At 61.9% G+C, this 16,576-nt stretch carries 24 protein-coding genes; 8 read left to right on the top strand and 16 right to left on the bottom strand.

What is annotated here, in order from left to right:
* Nucleotides 1–2: 2 nt before the first annotated feature.
* The 5 genes from POS15_RS11555 to POS15_RS11575 all read right to left on the bottom strand — a co-directional run bounded on the left by POS15_RS11555 (nucleotide 3) and on the right by POS15_RS11575 (nucleotide 2,829).
* On the bottom strand, nucleotides 3–224 hold the full coding sequence (locus tag POS15_RS11555) for a hypothetical protein (protein WP_024956690.1): 222 nt from the start codon (nucleotides 222–224) through the stop codon (nucleotides 3–5).
* 38 nt (nucleotides 225–262) lie between these two features.
* Nucleotides 263–760 (bottom strand): hypothetical protein, encoded by a 498-nt coding sequence (locus POS15_RS11560; protein WP_049419580.1) that lies wholly within the window; start codon nucleotides 758–760, stop codon nucleotides 263–265.
* A gap of 295 nt (nucleotides 761–1,055) precedes the next feature.
* The gene (locus POS15_RS11565; protein ID WP_049419579.1) at nucleotides 1,056–1,538 is read right to left on the bottom strand and encodes a hypothetical protein; all 483 of its coding nucleotides are present in this window, start codon (nucleotides 1,536–1,538) and stop codon (nucleotides 1,056–1,058) included.
* A gap of 59 nt (nucleotides 1,539–1,597) precedes the next feature.
* Nucleotides 1,598–1,960, bottom strand: coding sequence for a hypothetical protein (locus POS15_RS11570; RefSeq protein ID WP_185812536.1), 363 nt, complete (start codon nucleotides 1,958–1,960; stop codon nucleotides 1,598–1,600).
* Nucleotides 1,957–2,829 (bottom strand): hypothetical protein, encoded by an 873-nt coding sequence (locus tag POS15_RS11575; protein WP_185812537.1) that lies wholly within the window; start codon nucleotides 2,827–2,829, stop codon nucleotides 1,957–1,959. Before POS15_RS11575 ends, POS15_RS11570 begins: the two co-directional genes overlap by 4 nt.
* A gap of 158 nt (nucleotides 2,830–2,987) precedes the next feature.
* On the opposite strand from POS15_RS11575, the gene POS15_RS11580 reads away from it, so the two are divergent.
* Both POS15_RS11580 and POS15_RS11585 read left to right on the top strand, forming a co-directional pair.
* A complete protein-coding gene (locus tag POS15_RS11580; RefSeq protein WP_345782469.1) occupies nucleotides 2,988–3,338 on the top strand; it encodes a helix-turn-helix transcriptional regulator in 351 nt (116 codons plus the stop codon).
* Between the two features lie 96 nt (nucleotides 3,339–3,434).
* On the top strand, nucleotides 3,435–3,731 hold the full coding sequence (locus POS15_RS11585; protein ID WP_141098928.1) for a hypothetical protein: 297 nt from the start codon (nucleotides 3,435–3,437) through the stop codon (nucleotides 3,729–3,731).
* On the opposite strand, the gene POS15_RS11590 is transcribed toward POS15_RS11585, so the two are convergent.
* Together POS15_RS11590 and POS15_RS11595 are read right to left on the bottom strand one after the other, a co-directional pair.
* Nucleotides 3,728–4,516 carry a hypothetical protein gene (locus POS15_RS11590; protein ID WP_149908579.1) on the bottom strand — a complete coding sequence of 263 codons (789 nt, stop codon included), beginning with the start codon at nucleotides 4,514–4,516 and terminating at the stop codon, nucleotides 3,728–3,730. The two genes, POS15_RS11585 and POS15_RS11590, sit on opposite strands and share 4 nt — an antisense overlap.
* A 97-nt stretch (nucleotides 4,517–4,613) precedes the next feature.
* Nucleotides 4,614–5,213, bottom strand: coding sequence for a uracil-DNA glycosylase family protein (locus POS15_RS11595; RefSeq protein ID WP_223224643.1), 600 nt, complete (start codon nucleotides 5,211–5,213; stop codon nucleotides 4,614–4,616).
* A 175-nt stretch (nucleotides 5,214–5,388) separates the two neighbouring features.
* Here POS15_RS11595 and POS15_RS11600 point away from each other — a divergent pair, with 175 nt between their 5' ends.
* Nucleotides 5,389–6,495 carry a hypothetical protein gene (locus POS15_RS11600; protein ID WP_139338754.1) on the top strand — a complete coding sequence of 369 codons (1,107 nt, stop codon included), beginning with the start codon at nucleotides 5,389–5,391 and terminating at the stop codon, nucleotides 6,493–6,495.
* A gap of 144 nt (nucleotides 6,496–6,639) precedes the next feature.
* Here POS15_RS11600 and POS15_RS11605 read toward each other — a convergent pair whose 3' ends face one another.
* From POS15_RS11605 to POS15_RS11620, 4 genes are all read right to left on the bottom strand, one after another.
* Entirely contained in the window at nucleotides 6,640–6,837 is a 198-nt protein-coding gene (locus POS15_RS11605; RefSeq protein ID WP_046272122.1) for a hypothetical protein, read from the bottom strand.
* Nucleotides 6,834–7,022 carry a hypothetical protein gene (locus POS15_RS11610; RefSeq protein WP_180852960.1) on the bottom strand — a complete coding sequence of 63 codons (189 nt, stop codon included), beginning with the start codon at nucleotides 7,020–7,022 and terminating at the stop codon, nucleotides 6,834–6,836. Before POS15_RS11610 ends, POS15_RS11605 begins: the two co-directional genes overlap by 4 nt.
* Nucleotides 7,003–7,371, bottom strand: coding sequence for a hypothetical protein (locus POS15_RS11615; protein WP_197614969.1), 369 nt, complete (start codon nucleotides 7,369–7,371; stop codon nucleotides 7,003–7,005). Before POS15_RS11615 ends, POS15_RS11610 begins: the two co-directional genes overlap by 20 nt.
* A gap of 222 nt (nucleotides 7,372–7,593) precedes the next feature.
* On the bottom strand, nucleotides 7,594–7,761 hold the full coding sequence (locus POS15_RS11620; RefSeq protein ID WP_153643641.1) for a hypothetical protein: 168 nt from the start codon (nucleotides 7,759–7,761) through the stop codon (nucleotides 7,594–7,596).
* 241 nt (nucleotides 7,762–8,002) lie between these two features.
* On the opposite strand from POS15_RS11620, the gene POS15_RS11625 reads away from it, so the two are divergent.
* A complete protein-coding gene (locus POS15_RS11625) occupies nucleotides 8,003–9,448 on the top strand; it encodes an EAL domain-containing protein (protein WP_260620358.1) in 1,446 nt (481 codons plus the stop codon).
* Between the two features lie 478 nt (nucleotides 9,449–9,926).
* On the opposite strand, the gene POS15_RS11630 is transcribed toward POS15_RS11625, so the two are convergent.
* The 3 genes from POS15_RS11630 to POS15_RS11640 form a co-directional block, all read right to left on the bottom strand.
* The gene (locus POS15_RS11630; RefSeq protein WP_153643642.1) at nucleotides 9,927–10,133 is read right to left on the bottom strand and encodes a hypothetical protein; all 207 of its coding nucleotides are present in this window, start codon (nucleotides 10,131–10,133) and stop codon (nucleotides 9,927–9,929) included.
* A 564-nt stretch (nucleotides 10,134–10,697) separates the two neighbouring features.
* The gene (locus tag POS15_RS11635; protein WP_284128203.1) at nucleotides 10,698–11,312 is read right to left on the bottom strand and encodes a hypothetical protein; all 615 of its coding nucleotides are present in this window, start codon (nucleotides 11,310–11,312) and stop codon (nucleotides 10,698–10,700) included.
* Between the two features lie 48 nt (nucleotides 11,313–11,360).
* Nucleotides 11,361–11,594 carry a hypothetical protein gene (locus tag POS15_RS11640; protein WP_106468504.1) on the bottom strand — a complete coding sequence of 78 codons (234 nt, stop codon included), beginning with the start codon at nucleotides 11,592–11,594 and terminating at the stop codon, nucleotides 11,361–11,363.
* A 1,049-nt stretch (nucleotides 11,595–12,643) separates the two neighbouring features.
* On the opposite strand from POS15_RS11640, the gene POS15_RS11645 reads away from it, so the two are divergent.
* Nucleotides 12,644–13,165 (top strand): response regulator, encoded by a 522-nt coding sequence (locus POS15_RS11645; RefSeq protein ID WP_050559897.1) that lies wholly within the window; start codon nucleotides 12,644–12,646, stop codon nucleotides 13,163–13,165.
* Here POS15_RS11645 and POS15_RS11650 read toward each other — a convergent pair.
* Together POS15_RS11650 and POS15_RS11655 are read right to left on the bottom strand one after the other, a co-directional pair.
* Complete coding sequence (locus tag POS15_RS11650; protein WP_065427813.1) at nucleotides 13,129–13,557, bottom strand: response regulator; 429 nt, start codon at nucleotides 13,555–13,557, stop codon at nucleotides 13,129–13,131. The genes POS15_RS11645 and POS15_RS11650 overlap by 37 nt on opposite strands.
* 15 nt (nucleotides 13,558–13,572) lie before the next feature.
* Nucleotides 13,573–14,508 carry a PAS domain-containing protein gene (locus tag POS15_RS11655; protein WP_139338728.1) on the bottom strand — a complete coding sequence of 312 codons (936 nt, stop codon included), beginning with the start codon at nucleotides 14,506–14,508 and terminating at the stop codon, nucleotides 13,573–13,575.
* A gap of 119 nt (nucleotides 14,509–14,627) precedes the next feature.
* Here POS15_RS11655 and POS15_RS11660 point away from each other — a divergent pair, with 119 nt between their 5' ends.
* From POS15_RS11660 to POS15_RS11670, 3 genes are all read left to right on the top strand, one after another.
* Nucleotides 14,628–15,152 (top strand): EAL domain-containing protein, encoded by a 525-nt coding sequence (locus POS15_RS11660; protein WP_032971133.1) that lies wholly within the window; start codon nucleotides 14,628–14,630, stop codon nucleotides 15,150–15,152.
* Between the two features lie 569 nt (nucleotides 15,153–15,721).
* Nucleotides 15,722–16,198, top strand: a complete 477-nt coding sequence (locus POS15_RS11665) for a chemotaxis protein CheW (RefSeq protein WP_046272126.1) — start codon at nucleotides 15,722–15,724, stop codon at nucleotides 16,196–16,198.
* Nucleotides 16,199–16,315: 117 nt separating this feature from the next.
* Nucleotides 16,316–16,549, top strand: a complete 234-nt coding sequence (locus POS15_RS11670) for a hypothetical protein (protein WP_032971135.1) — start codon at nucleotides 16,316–16,318, stop codon at nucleotides 16,547–16,549.
* The last annotated feature ends 27 nt before the right edge of the window (nucleotides 16,550–16,576 follow it).

The following is a 16,576-nucleotide window of genomic DNA, read 5'->3' on the forward strand; positions in this document are numbered from 1 at the left end:
ACTTAGGACGCCGCGTCCAACGGCTTGGCAGCCGCCTCTCGGACCACCGCGATGGCACGCCAACGGTTGATCGCAGCGCCGGCGAAATACAAGGCGTCCACCAGTTCTTGCGCGGCCCCCTTCTCAAGCAGGGCCCGGTTGCAGGAGGCGAACCCTGCAAGGATTCCGTAGCGGTCCGCGTCGTCTTTGGCTTTGTTCATGGCTTCCGCAATTTGAACGTTCATGTCGAATCTCCTGATTTTTGCTGGTGGGTGATCGGCGGTTACAGGCGCACGCGCTGACGGGGAGCTTCGAGAACAGCCGCCGGAGCTTCGCTCTGCGACTCCCGGCGTGGGTTCCACACCTGCCCACCGATGATCATGCTCGGAGCACCTGCAGCAGGAAGGACCTGCGAAAGCCTGGCTTGCTTCGCTGCGGCGTTGAGCGCACGCGCGGTGCCCTCCTCCATGCTTTTGGCTTCGTAGATCACCGGCCCCTTCAAGTGACCCTGCGCTTCGTCCACAAGGGCGGCAAGGGTTCGACCGAACTTGGACTTTGGCCCCTGGTTGCGAGCATCGACGTCCCAACGCTCGATCACTTCGAACGCCTTCTCATGACGGTGGCCAGACCTGTTGAGCTCGCCAAGCGCCGCTTCAGCGTCTTGCACGTTGAAGCGAATGGCGGAGAGCTTCACCGGGTGCGCGTAACCACCACCACTCGATGCCGATTGCGTGATGGCGACCGCTTGGTTTCCGTCGCTGACGAGGTGATGAATTTTCATGTCGATTTCCTTGATGGTTTTCGGAAGGCGCAATTGCCCATCCACGAATTCAAGGTAGATCGCCCTGGAGTTTTGTCCACGACTGTAGCGGACAAAATCTTGACTAAAAGCAAAAACTGCGGAGCTAAGGCCGCAGTTATTCCTAACATCACTTCTCGCGCCGAAGGCGTCATCTGCTCTTTTCCCATCGCCGCTTTTACAGAAGCCGGCGCGAAGCGACCGGCGATGGCACTGAGCTTTTCCTGGCACAAAAAAAAGGCCCCCTCGCGGGGACCCCAAAGAACATGGATTGATCTTACAGGCTGGTGGAGCGCCAGAGCTTGCCTGCGATGCCACCCACGATCAGCGCCACGGGCATAAGCGCCGTCAGAACCATCGGGGGCACAGAGGTGAAGAAGTTTCGCTCACCCTCCTCCAACCCCGGGTAGAGCAGGCCCACGGCAACGCTGGCCAGCTGCAGGGCAACGACGAAGAGCAAGCCCACCAGGGCTCCCTTTCCAAAGCCACCTTTACCCGGCGAAACCGGGAGCCCGCTGGCCCTTGCCGCGCGCACGCGGGCCGCGCGCCAGTTCAACACGTAGAGCAGGAGCAGCAAGAGCAGCATGGCTGTCCCACCAGCGACTGCCAGGCCGGCCTGCCAGCCGTAGCCCACGTTCTGGCCGATCTCTTGGGCCCCGGCAAGAAACAGCAGGCCTGCACCACCGAGGATGACGGTGGCCGGTGCCAGCAAGCCCCACTGCATGTGACCGCCGGGGGTGTGGTGAGCGTTGTAAGACATGGGACCTCCTTGAAGTGGTGTTCCCTCAATGCATAGCGCGATTCCGCGCCTTGGCAAGGTCAGCCCTTCTTCTGGGCTCCGACCGGCACCCAGCCGGTGGGCTGCTTCTCAAAGACGAAGTCGTAAGCCGACGGCACGGGAACGGGATCGGGCTTCAACTGCTGCCCGCCCTGGAACCCGACCACGTCCAGCGTTCCACCGGTCACGCACGTGGCCCGCTGGGGACTACTGGAGGTGCAATCCGCGGTGAGGTCTTTCCAACCCCGAACCTCGATTCGTTGGCCCATTTCGCTGGAAAGGTTGGCGTTGGCATGCGCCTCGTAAGCGTGGGCGACTTGTTCGATGGTGGGAAAATCCGCCTTGCTGCTGCAGGCGGCCAACCCTGCGGTGATCAGGGCGAGGGAAACGAGGGTTGCTTTCATGCCGGAGCTCCTTGCGTATGGGTTAAATCAACGTCGATGGTTTCGTCGCGGTATCCGAGCCGAACCCTCTCTATTGTCACGTCCATTTTTGGCACCGTGCCGTCCACCCAGACCCGGTTGACGGAGAACACCACCAGATCGTCTCGGTAGCTGCGACCTTGTCGTGCGAGATTGGCGGCCTCTTGGGTGTCCATTCGGACCAGCAGGTGGAAGCGGCCGGCGTTGGGTGGGCTGGACACCCCCGTGGAGGTGCGGTGAACCCACGGCACAAAGCCCTTGCCGGTGACGCTTTGTCCCGCCGCGGACACCTGAGGCATCGGGATGAACCCTTCCAGCACGCCACGGTCGGCCCGATAGGTGACATCGCCCAGGGCTTGGAACGTGGGACGAAGGGCGAACCGCCGGATGCCCTTGAAGCGCTGCAGGCGCGCGTCGAAAGCCGGCCCATAACGGCGCTCGATGGCGGCCGGATCATTGCCCGAGACGCCGTTGGCGCCCTGGGCCTTCGTGTCCATCAGCCACCACTGCCTCAGGCACCATTGGCGTTTGTCGGCGTCGATGCGATAGGTCGAATGGGCCATGGCGAGCAACTGCATGTCGCAGGTGTCCACGCCCCCACCCCCGACAGCCGTCACCCCGGCCCGCAGGTGCTGAATCCCTTCCAAGCCATCCTGGTCCAGATCCCAGTAAGTCCCGGCCGGCTCGAGGTAAGGGCTCCGCGTCCTATCGCCGACCACCTTGGGCGAGCCTTGGATGGCTCGGCCGATCTGGCGAAGCAGATCCGATCCGGCCCCCGATTGCGCCTGCGCTCCAGCCGCCGCAGTCAGGGCAAACGCCCCGGTCAGCACGGCCCTTCTAACTCCCTTCATGGAACCCCCTGTTCCCACCGATTGATTTGGGACCTTGCAGCCAACTTACGTGCCACGTAGAGTCTACCCGGGGCGTAGCCTCTGGGTCATCCTGTCCGCATGCCTGCATTGCATCCGTTCAGCCAGTGACCTCTGCCCCGCCCGCTCCCCGAGCCGTGGTGGCCGCGCGTTTGCGCCAAGCCCGCGTCCTGCGGGGCCTTAGCCAACGCGAGGTCGGAGTGCGGATGGGGATGGACAAGGACGCAGCGTCGGCCCGCATCTCTCGGTATGAATCCGAGGGCATGTCGATCAGCCTGGAAGCCCTCTTCGAGCTGGCCCAGGCCTTGGAGGTGCCCCCAGCCTATCTTTTGGCGACCAGCCCAGCGATGGCCGATGCGATCTTGGCTTTGGGCGAGCAGAGCGCGGCTCAGCAGGAACGGTTTGCCGAACTGCTGGGCGTTTTGGGTGAGCTGTCGGCGAAGAAGCGCAACGCACTCATCGAAAAAGTGTTGTCGCCCACCAAGGACTAGGGCATCGGCGAACAAGGACGAATCGACCCCATGTGGACATGGATCACCAACCTTTGGCGCGGCAAGCGGACGGAGCCCACCCGGTCCCCTGTTGCCATGACGACGCTGATCGAACTGAACATGCTGGAGCTCAACGCAGCGGAGGCCAGCAGCCGCGCTGCACTGGACCCACCGGGGCATGAAGCAGCACTCCTTGAGAGATTCAAGGCATCGGCCCAGCTTGTCCTCAACGAAAAGCCTCCGTCCGACGCAGCAGACTCAACCTGGGAATCCCTTGGTCAGAAGGCACGCCGCCTAAACCGAGGATTCGCAGACCTCCGATTGCAACTCTCCCCGCCAGCGATCGTTGGTGGGGATAGAGAGCCGCGCGACAATGCGCGTCCGATCCTTTAAGGCGGCCAGGCCAGCTCTTCCATGCGAGCTTTCCTCCGTTGCATGTAGTGCAACATCCCGCTGGCGCACTGCTCAACAACGGGGCTTTCCTCAAAGGCCCCAACCCCAACCGCTGTCAGTGCTGCAATGACGCACAAGTTGGTGGTGGCCACCGCGTTGACGGTGGTCTGAAAAAGAATGGCTGCCGGCACGTGCGCCCCGATCTTCCCATTGGGATCTTGATACATCACCCGAATGGCCTTCCCGCCATGGACCAGTCCGCAAAGAGGGTCCCACGAATTGGTCACCGTCCGAGCCAGCTTCTGAGGCTCATCGTCCTGCCCGATGCGTGCAATGGCCTGCTCCACGTCCGCGGCCAGGTCTTTGAGGGCAATAGTCACCCACTTTCCTTTCTCGTTCTTCTTTCGGGGGCCGCGATCTTCCTGGAGAAAGTCCTCCAGCTGTTCGTCGTCGGCAAGGAACTGGACAAACACCGCCCGCAGGAATTGCTCAATCTGGGAGCGGTGCATTGCCAAGGCCACCGCTGGAAGATCGATGGGATGGGTTTCCAGGAGGAACAGCAACGCACGCCCGTAGTCCATCGAGGCCCTCAACAGCTGGAAGGTCACCCGGTGGCGCTCGCTGCCGGCGGGAACAGTGATGCGGGCCATGCAGGACATGTTCGATTCCAGGCTGGCCTTGGCCTCTCTGGCCTCCTGTGCGATGTCCAACGCCGTGGGCTGCCGCGTGGCAGCACGCGGCTCCAGCGCATCGCGGATCGCATCCTTCAACGAATTGTGCGTCATATCCTTTGCCCTTCATTCGCGTATTTCAAAAGATGCCTCAGAGCTGCGGCACGATCTTCCCAGCAATCTACGTTCCAAGATGGATGGTAGACCCAAGTCATCCACGCCCCCCGTTGCCATAATCGAGAGACCATACGTGGCGCTCCTCCAGATAGCGCCGCCTCCTGCCCTCTGAGTTCGCATGGCGAGCATGGAAGGTAGGCTGGTCCGACCGCTTCCCGTGATCGAACATTCGCCAAGCGGTGCGGCCGAGCACCAGGATCACCTCTGGCCGGAGCAGAGGGAGGATCACCTCTACTAACCACTTCCCGCCTTGACTGAAGTCGGTTCCTGACGGACGGTGTCCAGCTCTCGTGCCGGCAAAGCGCTGGGACAAGTTGCAAAATGCAACGTGCTGCCAGGCGTGGGCGGCATCCACAACATTTGGGCTGCTTTGATCAGTCAGCAGGCGATCCAGCTCATCAAAGAACTTGCCACCGCCTTTCCTGTTGCAAGTCTGCATGTCGCCAAACGTTTCACGGGTGAAAGGACGAGTGACGACGGGATCGTCGGTCCACCCAGCCTCCCGGTAGTGGGACTCGCCCAGTAGCAAGACGCGGCGCCCTTCAACTCCCTTCCAGTAGCCGCGGCCGACGTAGGGCACGAAGGCCACCTCAGCCGGCCACGCTTCCATGTTCAACTCAGCCGGATCATCCATGCCATTGACCTTCGTATGATGGTGTCAGGCTACTCCACACCGTGCTGCCATGCAGCTATTGCACGCCATCCCATGCCATCCCATTTTTCCGCCACATTTAGCCGACAGAAAGCTCTTGCATACCGCTCGCACGTGCTTTAACTGTATGGGCCTTCAAGGATCATGCGGAGGCCCCATGACAACTCACCACGGCTGGCAGGCGTGCCGCGCATGCCATGCACCAGGACTTGATGTGCGTGTAGAGGGAGGCTGGCACCTCCGTGCCAATCCCGGCTACTGGGGAACCAGCGTCCCTAAAACCTTGGTCCTGGGGTTTTCCAAGGGGGCCACCCAAATTGCCGCCGCCCAACACGGGAGCTTCGATGGGGTCGCATTCGCGGGTGCTATGCGCCCTCGCCTCGCAGCCGTGTTGCACGAGCTTGGGATCGATCTGGGTGGGCAAACGATCAACGACGCCCTGACCGCCGAAAGCCGCCACATGGGCGCCGCCTCCTTGGTGCGCTGCGGGTTGTCGGTGATGGACAACGGCAAGCTGGTCAGCAGTGGCACCATCATGCCCAAGGCCATTCGTTCGTCGTTGCCTTTGGAAGCCATGAAAACATGCGTGGCACGCCACCTGGACCCGTTGCCTGACAGTGTGGAGCGCGTGGTCTTGTTGGGGACCACCGATGCCTACATGAAGGGGGTCAAGGCGCTCATGCGCCAGCAATTCAACGACTTCCGAGAAATCAACGAGGTAGCCTTCAGCGCCCAACGCCGGACATGGGTGTTTGCGTCGCACCCCAGCCCGGCCAACGGGACCTTTCAAGCCTGGATCGACGGTGACACCGCCACCGAACCGGGCCGCAAGAAGCAGCTGGCGCGCCAAGCGTTGGGTCACAAGGCCCCAGCGCAGCCCCTCTCAGCTCCGCCTCGCCCGGCACCGGCACCGGCACCGGCACCGGCACCGATCCAGCGTGCCACGCCGCCTGACCCGATTTCACCAGCTAGGGCGTCCAACGGCGACCGTTTTGCCCGAGCCTTCCACCTGGTTCGCCACGATGGGAGGGTGATCGTCCCGGTGCGGATGAGGGACCGAGACACGGGAAACGTGGCGTTCCGGGTGGCCAAAATGGGCAACACCAAGGATGGCCAGCGCGAGATCCACGACGAAGCTGAGCTGTTGCGCTTGTGCGAGAGCGGGCAATACCAAGTGCGCGCCCAACCGTTGGACAAGTCCACACCGGCCAACTTTATTCGGCCGCTGCGAAACCACCGGATCGTGAAGACCCCTGCCCGTTGATCGCCGCACGGCGCGCCAATCCCTCACAAAGCAACAAGCGAACCATCTCGCTGACATGCAGCCCCTCCCGGGCTGCCGCCTGTTCCAGCCGGTCTTTCAGCTCCTGTGGCACGCGAACGGCCATCTGCACGTAAGGTGGCCGGCTCACGTGGACAGCCTCGCCAGGGTGAGCACCCACGCCAGCACTAGCCCAGCCAGGATTTGGGCACGCAAGCGGTAACGCACACGAAGCGCCCCGCTGGCGTGCCGTGCATTGACCCAGAAGATGCCAGCCAGGCCCAACACGGTGGCCAGGAACGCTGCAGCCAGGACGGCGGCCAACACCGCGCCCACGGTGGTCATGCCAGCGCCCCTGCCATGGTGGCCAGGACGAACCACTGTCCAGCGATGAGGCCGTAGCCGACGAGCAATCCCTCCAAGCCCGCCCAGCGCTGGCCCGGGGTGCGCAGCAAGGCCGCGCTGTCGTTGAGCAAGGACCACCCGGAGAGGATGGACAGCCACTCAAAGTCAATGGTCGTAGCGGTCATAGATCGAGCCCTCCCCTCCAGCGGAATTGATGGTGGAGGGCAACATGACCTCCTCGTTTTTCACGCGTCCGAACACGCTGGCAAACACGTCCTTGAGCGAGGTGCTTTGGGCCGCGTCCCGTTCGGCTTGGCGCGCATACTCGTCCAGCCCAGACGGGAACACTTGGCGTGCGCCGTTGACGGCGCCGCGCAACCCGCTGGCGTTGGGCATGCTCGCCCCAAAGGTGCGGTTCCACGTATCGGAAAACCGGTCCAAGCCGTCCATGCCCATGAAAAGCAATCGCGCCAGCACCAGGACAACCACGGCGTTGACGACAAGCCGCGTCGTCAGTCTGAATCCAATGAACATCTTCCCCCCTTTCGTTTCGTTGGTCGGTGTCAGACGCACGCATCGCGAACGCCATACGTTTGGGATACACCGGCACGCGAAACCCACAAGGGGGTTATTTTGACTAAAGCTAAAAATTGGGAGAAAAGCCCAATCACGCTGCAGGCGCGGCTGCACTTGCCCGTCAGCCGGCGCTCGACTGGGGCATTGCGTTGAACGGTCCGAGTGACCAAATTGGCAGGGCTAAATCGGGCCCAAGTCTTTGACCACCGCCTGGCCAGGCTTCAAAAAGCCCAATAGCAACCGTCCGCCGGCGACGGTCCGCCCCATGCTGGCGTTGAGGTATCGAGCCTGGAGCTGCGCTGCCACCAGCAGGTCCTGGGTGGCCATGCTGGCGATCGCCGGGCTCACGGCCTGCTGCTGTACAGTTCAGACGCAGATGCATGGTTGTTCGATCAAGGCTTGCAAGCCAGTGGAGCTGGGGCTGAAGTTCATGGAAAGCTTGCCGATAAACCTGTAACAAGGTAAATGAGGCGAGAAGCCAAGCGAAGCGATGGCGCGTTTCAGATCGGGGGTTGCTTTGAGCGTTCGAGAAAATCGGCTTCGCTACGTCTTGACCGTAATAGGAGCCACGGCGGCGTGCGTCTTGGCGATGCTCGCGGTCGCCCAAGCCATCCTCTACGTGCGTGACAAGGAAGGGGCGGAGGCAGTGGCGGAAGCCGCGGTGACGCGCTCGGAGGCTTTATCCCTTGCAAGGCGCGTCGCGGCCGAACAAGCCTCTCGCATTGGACAGCCGCCTTGCTCCGCCACCGACATTGACTCACTGAAAGAGATCGCGTTCCGCTCCAGCTACATGAACGACATCGGTCGCATCCGAGACGGACGCCTTGTCTGCAGCGCTCTCTGGGGGCGCTCGCGCCCCTACACCCTCCCCGCCCCACGCTTCTCCAGCGGCGCTGTCCGGCTTTGGCACGCATCGGATCTCGTTGGCTCCCCCTACACCGGGTCCAATCTGATCGCCCAAGGCGACACATTCACCGTGTCCTCCCCGTCTGCCTTCGAGAGCTTGGACCCTGCGCGCAGCATCTCCATCAGCATCGAAACGAAGGACCGATCGTTTACATTCCGCACCTTGTCCCCGACCAGCCGCGTCGGCACCCCGTCTCTCGTCCAAGCTCAACATTGCAGCCGGGTGGCCGACGTTTGCGCGTTCGTTACCAGCCCTAGGCACGTGGTGTCCGAACTGCCCTCGGCGTTGCTCACCACCATCCTGTCAGCGGGTGCCTCGGTAGGGCTTTTGCTCGCGTTCTTGCTGATCAAACACCAAATCACGGCTCGGCAAACCATCCAGCAACGGTTGGTGCTTGCACTGAAGCGCAGCGAGATCGAACTGGCCTACCAGCCACTGCGTCGAATTGGCACGCGGGAGCTCGTGGGATTTGAAGCGCTCAGCCGCTGGCGCCCGCCGGGAGACGATGAAATCCCGCCGGCCATCTTCGTGCCCATCGCCCACCGATTCGGCCTGAGTCCTGATCTTTTTCGATACGTGCTGGCCCGTGCCATGAATGATCTCGCCCCCGCGCTGAGGGAGCATAGGAACCTCTACGTAAGCATCAATGCCGAGCCCGTGGACATGGCCCAAGAGTGCGTCGTTCGCTACATCGGCAGCGTCACCAACGATTTTGGCGTGTTGCCAGAGCAAATTCGCATCGAGATCACCGAGCGGGAAGAACTCGTGTCCGCTGCCGCAAAGAGCAACATGCAGGCCCTCTCAGTTCTGGGATACCGGTTCTTGATCGACGACTTCGGGACCGGCAGCGCCAACTTCTCCCGCCTCGCCCAATCGCCGTTTCGAGGAATCAAGATCGATCGCATGTTCGTGGCCGCTATCAACGAGGACTCCCCCCTGCGGCCCGTTTTGCCAGGGATGTATCGCATCGCACGTGAGCTTGGGCTGGATGTCATCGCAGAAGGCGTCGAATCAGAGGCGCAAGATTTGCTGCTCTACCGGATTGCTCCAGAGGCTATTGGCCAAGGGTGGCACTATGGCTGCCCTCTCTCAACCAAAGACGCGCTTGCCGCCATCCAAGTTGGGTAGCCCTCGCGCACGGGTCGACCCGAGCGCGTTCACTGGCGCTTGACGTTCGCCCTAGCAAGATGTCCGTGCGTCCGATGGACGCGACAATCGTGAAAATCTCCGCTATGGCGCTGACCCCAGTTGGCGCCGCCGAACCCAACGGGGTGACTCCCCCTCCCCTAGGTGACGCCCCGGCAGTTCAGGGCATCGTCGTGATCGGCCCCCCTAGCAGGCGGCCTCTTTAGGGCAACGCGCGACACACACCCTCAGCAGTGGTCCGCAACCGACTGGCCGCCGGTCTGGCCTTTTGCTGGTTAACGAACTGGCTCAGCGCTTTCCAACAGCGCCGCTCGGTTACTTCCCTGTGCCTAAGGCTGTCGCCGTGCAGCCCGCCTCTTTATCATGCTCCTGCGACGGCAATAGAGGGATCGGACAGCGGTATCTGGCGTGCGGACTGCGCGGACGACCCCGTAGATGAATTCTTCAGAATCCAATTGTCTCATCTGGTTCCGGTGGGGTTGTCGCGGTGCATCATATGCATTCCGCTCTGTTCAGCTTTTTGTTCATCTTCATGCCCAACATTGGACGTTTCTTCATCGATCAGGTTGAGGGTGTGCGGCGGGCCGACGGCTCGCTCTTGCAGGTCACGCGGATCAGTTGCGCTTGTCTGGAATGCGGCCGCCAACTGCGATTGGTTCCAGGGCATGGCCTGCTGGACTTGGACGGCGCCGCCGTGCTCACTTGCCCGCTCTGTGACAACCGCTAGGCGGTGGCACGCGCGAGGTTGGAAAAGCTTTGCCCCCAACCTAACCACCCGCGCATGGCGAGTCTTGATTGAAGAGTGGACCGCTGTGTGCTGGCCCGAAAGGGCCGATTGACGGTGCAGTCAAGCGGAACGCTCACCGGTTTCCAACGCTTGAGCTTGGGGCCACCCTGCTGCCAGACCGCGATTCGGTGGCCAGCCAATGGAGGAGGGGTATGCACAAGGCTGAGACGGAGGCGTTGGTCAAGTTGGAGCTCCGCCTGAGCGAGTGCGAGAGGCGCCTGCCCAACGCTGAGGGCGAAACCAATGCCTTGGAGTATGCGGTCAGGGCTTTGGTGGCCAGTTCTGCCAATCCCACCGCGGTGCGCCTTGCATGGGCCCACCTGATGCCCATGATCGTCGACATCCATGTGCCTCCCCAGCCAACGCTCCAATGCGGACTTTCTGCTTGGCTTGCGTCATGGACTGAGGTCCGTGGCCGAGCAAATCGACGCTTTGCCCTGCCCCCTAGAGACCTCCCAGATCGAGAACGGTTGCTTGGCCCTTTGAGAGAATTGCTGCCAACAGACGACCGCCCGCTAATGGCCGCTCGCTGTCGCCGTTGAGGTAAGCGGCTTGCAAGCGTCCTGCTGCCATCAACTCCGCCCGTCCCATGCCTGCTGGCTGATTCCGCAAGGGCTCTCCTGGCGACGCCAAGCCTCCCACCAGCGCTTGGACCACGGCGGGACGGCCATCTTCGGACTTTGCATAAGCGGTGGCAACCATGCGCTGGGCGTGCGCCGACCAGCCGCCCAAAACCAACTCGGTGTGCATAGCGCTGATGGGTATGCCAGCGGCTGCCGCCGCGCTCACGTAGTTTGGCCAGAGGCGATCAATCACGCCGCCAAGCTCGCCGGACAGCCGCTCTATCGTGAAGTCTGCTCGAAAACTGGCTTGGAGACAGAGCTCGTAGATTCTTAGGAAGAACTGGGCCGACCCACGCGTGGCCAAGACGGCGTTGTGCTGAGGCAGCAGAAGCAACTTGGCGCCCTCTGAGTGCACCCCGGTTTGAGCATCTTGCGCAAGGGTATCGACGGTCACAGCCAAGTGATCGGCACTCAGCAACACGTTCAAAATGCTCATCTGCCGTCCTTGGGATCCATTCCGTCGATTGAACCTTCCAACGCCAATTCAGCCATAGGGGTTGTTGAGAATCTCAGACGCAATCCGCTCTCCCGCGTCCAACGCATGGAGGCACGACGACGCTTTGATGCTCAAATCCGAGCGCCCTCCCACGCCGTGGACCTCGACAGCGAGAAGAACCCAACGGCTTTCACTGAGCCGCCAGATCTCGGAGGTGTAAACGTGCTCTCCCACCGACAAGGTGACCCGTTCTAAATCTTTGCCCGGCTTGGAAGTACCCATGGCCCTCGAACCCTGACTGTTCAAAAGCAGTGTGCACGCGAACGCCGCTGGCCTCAACTGATCGCCTTCCTGCGACGCGGGGAGTCACACTCAAGCGAAATGCCCCCCGATGGATCAGACCCAGTCCTCATTGGATGCCGGCGATGTGACCGTGACCTGCCCAACCTGGGGTGGCCGTCATGGCGTTGAAAGGGCGGGACATAGTGAGGGGGCCGCGCCCACCGCGTTCGGGGCATCTCCGGCCGACTCCACCGCTGAAATGGGCCCGATCTGCAGCAGAGCCAAGGCCGCCAAGCACGCCTGCCGACTGGCGAACGTCTCCCGGGGAGCCATCAAAACATGCCCGCGTGGCGCCACCAGCCGCCAGCGCCAACCTTCCGCCCCGGTGATCCCGGCCCAAAATCCCACCCGGTGGTATACCTCAACGTACATAGCTGCCTTGCGTGATCAATCTGCGATGCTAGCGCGATCGAACCGAGCTCGGCCTATCTTCCGGCCGGGCGTTTAACTCGTCTTTTGAACAACGCGCTCAGGCGTGCGTCGCTAGAGCCTGCTCCGGCCCCGGGACGCCCCGGCTCACAGGCTCATCCAGCAGGTTTGAGCCCCCAGGACGTCCGGGAAGAGACCGCAACAATTGACTCACCCTGTGGACGCTTCCTCCCCTACCCCCCTCCGCACCCAGCACGTAGAGAACCCGCCCCTCAAACTGGGCGGATACCAGCTCAAGCCCCTCCACGTCTGCCAACTTCTTCGTCAGAAGAGCTCGCCACGACGCGGGCGGTTCGGATTCAAATTCGACGATCACCGCGGTATCACCGCACTCCAGCGGCATGATTTCGACGCGAAGGGCGTGGGGCGACGCTGCCGGCAAATCGGGGGCGGATCGGGCCATAGTGGGAGTGTCCAGGCGGGAGGGGTGGGGATTGAGTATCCAGCCCTCGCGGCAAAACCGCGTCAAGGCGCGACGGCGCCCTCGCCTTCCCGTGATTGCCGTCATCACAGGGATGCACCAGCGCTTTACTCCCAGTCCTGCATGATTCCTCGAATTTTTGATCAACCAGGTTTGCTATGACTGCCTCTCGTACCCTCGCATCCTTCTTGTAGAGCACGACGTCGCCATCCGCGAATCGATGCAGGACGTTCTCAAAGACAGCGGCTATGACATCACTGCGGTCGGAGACGCTGAAGCGGCTGTGGAGCGCTTGGCGCAGCAACCCGCCTTCGATCTCCTCATCTCCGACGTGGGCCTGCCGGGGATGAACGGGCACGATCTCGCCAAGCACGCCATGGCACGCCACCCTTCCGTGACGGTCCTGCTGGTCACCGGTCACGGGGGCGTTCCCGGCGCAGACCCACACTTCCTCGAAAACGACGTTATGCTGCTCAAGGAGCTTTCACGCTGCTGGAGTTGCTGGGAACGGTTCGTTCGACGCTTTGACGGCTTCCAGCAACAACTCGGTCACTCTTCTTTCCAACTCCCCCGCGGCGAACGGCTTGGTGAGTATCTCCATGCCAGACTCAAGCTGGCCGGCTCCTACCGCGACGCTTGCTGCATAGCCGGTGATGAATAACACCGGCGTGTCGGACGGCGCTGCCGGCCCGCGTCCGCCACCTGCCGCCCATTGAGCGAGCCCGTCAGGCCCACGTCCGTAATCAGCAAATCAAAGTGCTTTTCGCTGGCATGCACAGTGAGGGCGTCGCTGCCGTTTGCAGCCGCCTTCACGCGGTGGCCCAAACTGCTCAGCACCTCTTTCACCAGCGTGCGCATGGCGGTCTCGTCTTCTACCAGAAGGACCGAGCGACCAGGCGACGTGGCTGGGGGAAGCGCGGGCGTTTCCTGGATTCGGTCATCGGTATCAGCCGTGCTTTGCGGCAAATAAAGGTGCATCGTGGTTCCCACCCCAGGGATGGAGTCAACCGCCACCTGACCGCCGGATTGGCGCGTGAATACGTAGATCGGCAAGCCCCACCCCGTGCCCTACCCGATCGGCTTGGTCGTGAAGAAGGGCTCGAACACCTTTTCAACAACGCTCGCGTCCATGCCGGTTCCCGTGTCTCGGACCGACAAGCGAACATAGGGTCCAGGCGTCAGCACCAAACGCTCCGCCAGTCCGCCATCGACGTGTGAGAGCTCGGCCTCAATCGAGATGCGCCCTCCATCCGGCGTCGCATCGCGCTCGTTGATGCAAAGGTTGAGAAGGGCGTTTTCCAGCTGCGGAGCATCCACCCGCACGACGTCCTCCACTTGATCCGACCGCGTCTCGATCTCAATGGAGGGCCCGATGGAGCGGGCCAGGATGTGGAGCGTCCTGTTCACCATGGCCGACACGTGGATGGCCGACGGTGCCAACGTCTGCCGGCGAAAGAACGCCAACAGTCGTTGGGTTAACGCTGCAGCTCGGTCGGCCCCCGTTCGAGCCATCTCCACGTAGCGACCCAGGTCCTCCAAACGGCCTTGGCCAACGCGCATCTCCAACAGCTCCAAGCCCATGGAGACCCCGGTGAGCATGTTGTTGAAGTCGTGGGCAATGCCGCTGGCCAGTTGGCCGGGGGACTCCATCTTCTGGCCCTGTCTCAGCCGTTCCTCCATCGCCATCAGTTCGTCAGTGCCGGCCTGCACCCGCTCTTCAAGCGTTGCGGTCAACTGCTGCAAACGCTCTTGAGCCACGCGGCGATCGGTGATGCCGGAGGCTGCACCGAACCACTCGCTCACGTTGCCTTCGCTGTCCATCAACGGGACTGCCCGCAACTGTATCCAGCGGACGGAGCCGTCTGGCAACAAGGCGCGGTGTTCTACCTCCAACGGCGACGCCAACTCCGCGGCATGAGCAATGGCCAATTCCACCGCGGGCCTGTCCTCGGGGTGGATCAGCTGTTGACGCCAGTTGCCCCCAGTGGCCTTGAGCTCGGCCATGTCCCCTTGGCGATAAATCTGCTCCTGCTGCCAATCGGGGGAGATTGAGTAACGCGACTGGGTGGCCGCGGCCACAAATGCCCCCAGGGGCCGCTCGCTTGCGCCTAGGATTGGCACAATTGGCGCAATGGAAGCGTGCTGGCCTTGCGTTGAGCCTTTCCATCAACCTCTCCGCTCGGAATGTCGCGCGGCAAGGAATGGCCGATGAACTCGTGGCCAAAATCCACGCGCAGGGGTTGGATTGCCAGGACGTGGAGGTCGAGATCACCGAGGGAGAATGGCTGCGGGTCAACTCGCTGCCGGGCGAGCAACTCAAGCGGATGGCCTCGTCAGGCATTCGGCTCGGGGTGGATGACTTCGGCAGCGGCTACAGCAATTTCGGGTACCTGACCGAGTTGCCCATTCACACGCTCAAGCTCGACAAGTCGCTGATAGACGATATTTCCGAAGACCAACGCGCATTGCTCAAGGTCCAAGCGATCGTCGGTCTGGCCCATGATCTGGGCTACTCGACCGTCGCTGAAGGAGCCGAGACGAACGGTCAGGTCGCCAAGCTCCAAGGCCTTGGGTGTGACGAAATTCAAGGTTTCGCGCTTTCCAGACCCATCAGCGCCATTGAGTTGGCCGAGCTCCTTGCGCCCTGACCCGAGGGAGTTTGATACTCGGTCTTCCAGCCGACGAACCGTCCCGGATGGAAGCACGCGGAAGGATCCTGCAGCGTGCGTATCGCTTTCAGGAAGTCTGCGAGATCGCTGAGGCCGCTGACTGCCTCTGGCCTATTTCAGGACCCTACCCGTGGCTAATACCGGCTTTTATTTTGCTTCGCTTTGTCAATGGAGAACTGACCTCCGACGGCGCTCTGGCGCGTCTGCATGCTGTTGAGGCCACTTGTAGCAGCTGTGGTCTCACCTCGCTGCTAGCACCGGGCGAGGGCCTGACGGACTTGGAAGGCGCCGGTGTGATGGTGTGCCCACACTGCCAGAACCACCAAGCGGTGAGCCGGATGAGGTTGGAAGAGTTCATGAAGCGAATGGCCGGCACGAACGCTACAGCCACCGCTAACCCATCGTCTTCGGACGACGGGCAGGTCTTGTCAGAGTGAGGCCCTTGGCCTGCCAATCTGAACGCCTCGGATTTCTTAGGGCATGAATTGCCACGGTGGACACATTAAGGGCATGATGCGATCGCCCTTTGGTCTTTGCCCACAGAAACCATGACCGTTCCCCTGCCTTATGATCCATTTCTGCAGGCCTCATCAGAGCCATTGCTGGAGCTGGTGATTGTGCGTGTGGGCTGCGATTTGTTCGGTGTGGATGTCGAGTCGGCCGTGGAAATACGCGGACCAGAGACGCTGACCCGAACCCGGGACCGCCAGTTTGTAGTCTCGATCAGAGGGCAAGACGTCCCTGTGGTTGATCTGGGCTTGATCACCGGAGGCGATGCAGTCGGGACGGGTTGTCCAGCAATGCTGTTGGTTCAATCCGCGGTTCAGCTGTTCGCCCTTGCAGTGGACGAAGTCTTGGTCATCGAGAGCCTGTCTGCCTGGCGTGCCGAGCCTGCCGCTCACAGCGACCGATTCGCTGAGCTCTGCCCGCAGGGCGTGCAGCTGGGAAACGGCAAACGCGTCGCCGTCATTGACCCTGGTCGTGCCCTATCCATTCAGCAACGGCTGGAGATCGATTCAGGTTGATTGCCCAATGCTGCACGGTGCTGCCGCTTTCAGTTGCAACCGATTCGCGCGCGTTCCAAGTTCCACGCTTTGCGGTAATCTCTGGCTGACACCGCGATTCCGTGCATGAGGCGCTCGATGGAGAAATTCGACGGAGCAACGTGGTTCCCACTGGACAGGTTTGAAGTCGGCATTGACGCCGAAACAGCAGTGGTTGCACTCGGGCTTTACCAAGTTCGCAACGCGGCCGGTGACTCGACCATGTGCGGCTCGACGATGACTCCGACGCAAGCGGAGCGAACTGGCAATGCCCTTTTGATCGCCGCCAACCGTGCTCGCCTGACGATCCCGGGCTCAAGCAGCAGCCACTGATCCTCTTCTGTGTTGATGTGCCTGCTC

Source organism: Stenotrophomonas sp. BIO128-Bstrain (genome assembly GCF_030128875.1).
GTDB lineage: Bacteria > Pseudomonadota > Gammaproteobacteria > Xanthomonadales > Xanthomonadaceae > Stenotrophomonas > Stenotrophomonas bentonitica_A.

Bases quoted from the DNA above. Each gene is read 5' to 3' on its own strand.
- POS15_RS11630 (WP_153643642.1), bottom strand. From the start codon at position 10,133: ATGCCCTGGAACCAATCGCAGTTGGCGGCCGCATTCCAGACAAGCGCA.
- POS15_RS11570 (WP_185812536.1), bottom strand. From the start codon at position 1,960: ATGAAAGCAACCCTCGTTTCCCTCGCCCTGATCACCGCAGGGTTGGCC.
- POS15_RS11635 (WP_284128203.1), bottom strand. From the start codon at position 11,312: ATGAGCATTTTGAACGTGTTGCTGAGTGCCGATCACTTGGCTGTGACC.
- POS15_RS11590 (WP_149908579.1), bottom strand. From the start codon at position 4,516: ATGACGCACAATTCGTTGAAGGATGCGATCCGCGATGCGCTGGAGCCG.
- POS15_RS11595 (WP_223224643.1), bottom strand. From the start codon at position 5,213: ATGGATGATCCGGCTGAGTTGAACATGGAAGCGTGGCCGGCTGAGGTG.
- POS15_RS11600 (WP_139338754.1), top strand. From the start codon at position 5,389: ATGACAACTCACCACGGCTGGCAGGCGTGCCGCGCATGCCATGCACCA.
- POS15_RS11615 (WP_197614969.1), bottom strand. From the start codon at position 7,371: ATGTTCATTGGATTCAGACTGACGACGCGGCTTGTCGTCAACGCCGTG.
- POS15_RS11585 (WP_141098928.1), top strand. From the start codon at position 3,435: ATGACGACGCTGATCGAACTGAACATGCTGGAGCTCAACGCAGCGGAG.
- POS15_RS11655 (WP_139338728.1), bottom strand. From the start codon at position 14,508: ATGGCCGAGCTCAAGGCCACTGGGGGCAACTGGCGTCAACAGCTGATC.
- POS15_RS11670 (WP_032971135.1), top strand. From the start codon at position 16,316: ATGGAGAAATTCGACGGAGCAACGTGGTTCCCACTGGACAGGTTTGAA.
- POS15_RS11640 (WP_106468504.1), bottom strand. From the start codon at position 11,594: ATGGGTACTTCCAAGCCGGGCAAAGATTTAGAACGGGTCACCTTGTCG.
- POS15_RS11575 (WP_185812537.1), bottom strand. From the start codon at position 2,829: ATGAAGGGAGTTAGAAGGGCCGTGCTGACCGGGGCGTTTGCCCTGACT.
- POS15_RS11625 (WP_260620358.1), top strand. From the start codon at position 8,003: ATGCTCGCGGTCGCCCAAGCCATCCTCTACGTGCGTGACAAGGAAGGG.
- POS15_RS11555 (WP_024956690.1), bottom strand. From the start codon at position 224: ATGAACGTTCAAATTGCGGAAGCCATGAACAAAGCCAAAGACGACGCG.
- POS15_RS11560 (WP_049419580.1), bottom strand. From the start codon at position 760: ATGAAAATTCATCACCTCGTCAGCGACGGAAACCAAGCGGTCGCCATC.
- POS15_RS11565 (WP_049419579.1), bottom strand. From the start codon at position 1,538: ATGTCTTACAACGCTCACCACACCCCCGGCGGTCACATGCAGTGGGGC.
- POS15_RS11605 (WP_046272122.1), bottom strand. From the start codon at position 6,837: ATGACCACCGTGGGCGCGGTGTTGGCCGCCGTCCTGGCTGCAGCGTTC.
- POS15_RS11610 (WP_180852960.1), bottom strand. From the start codon at position 7,022: ATGACCGCTACGACCATTGACTTTGAGTGGCTGTCCATCCTCTCCGGG.
- POS15_RS11665 (WP_046272126.1), top strand. From the start codon at position 15,722: ATGACCGTTCCCCTGCCTTATGATCCATTTCTGCAGGCCTCATCAGAG.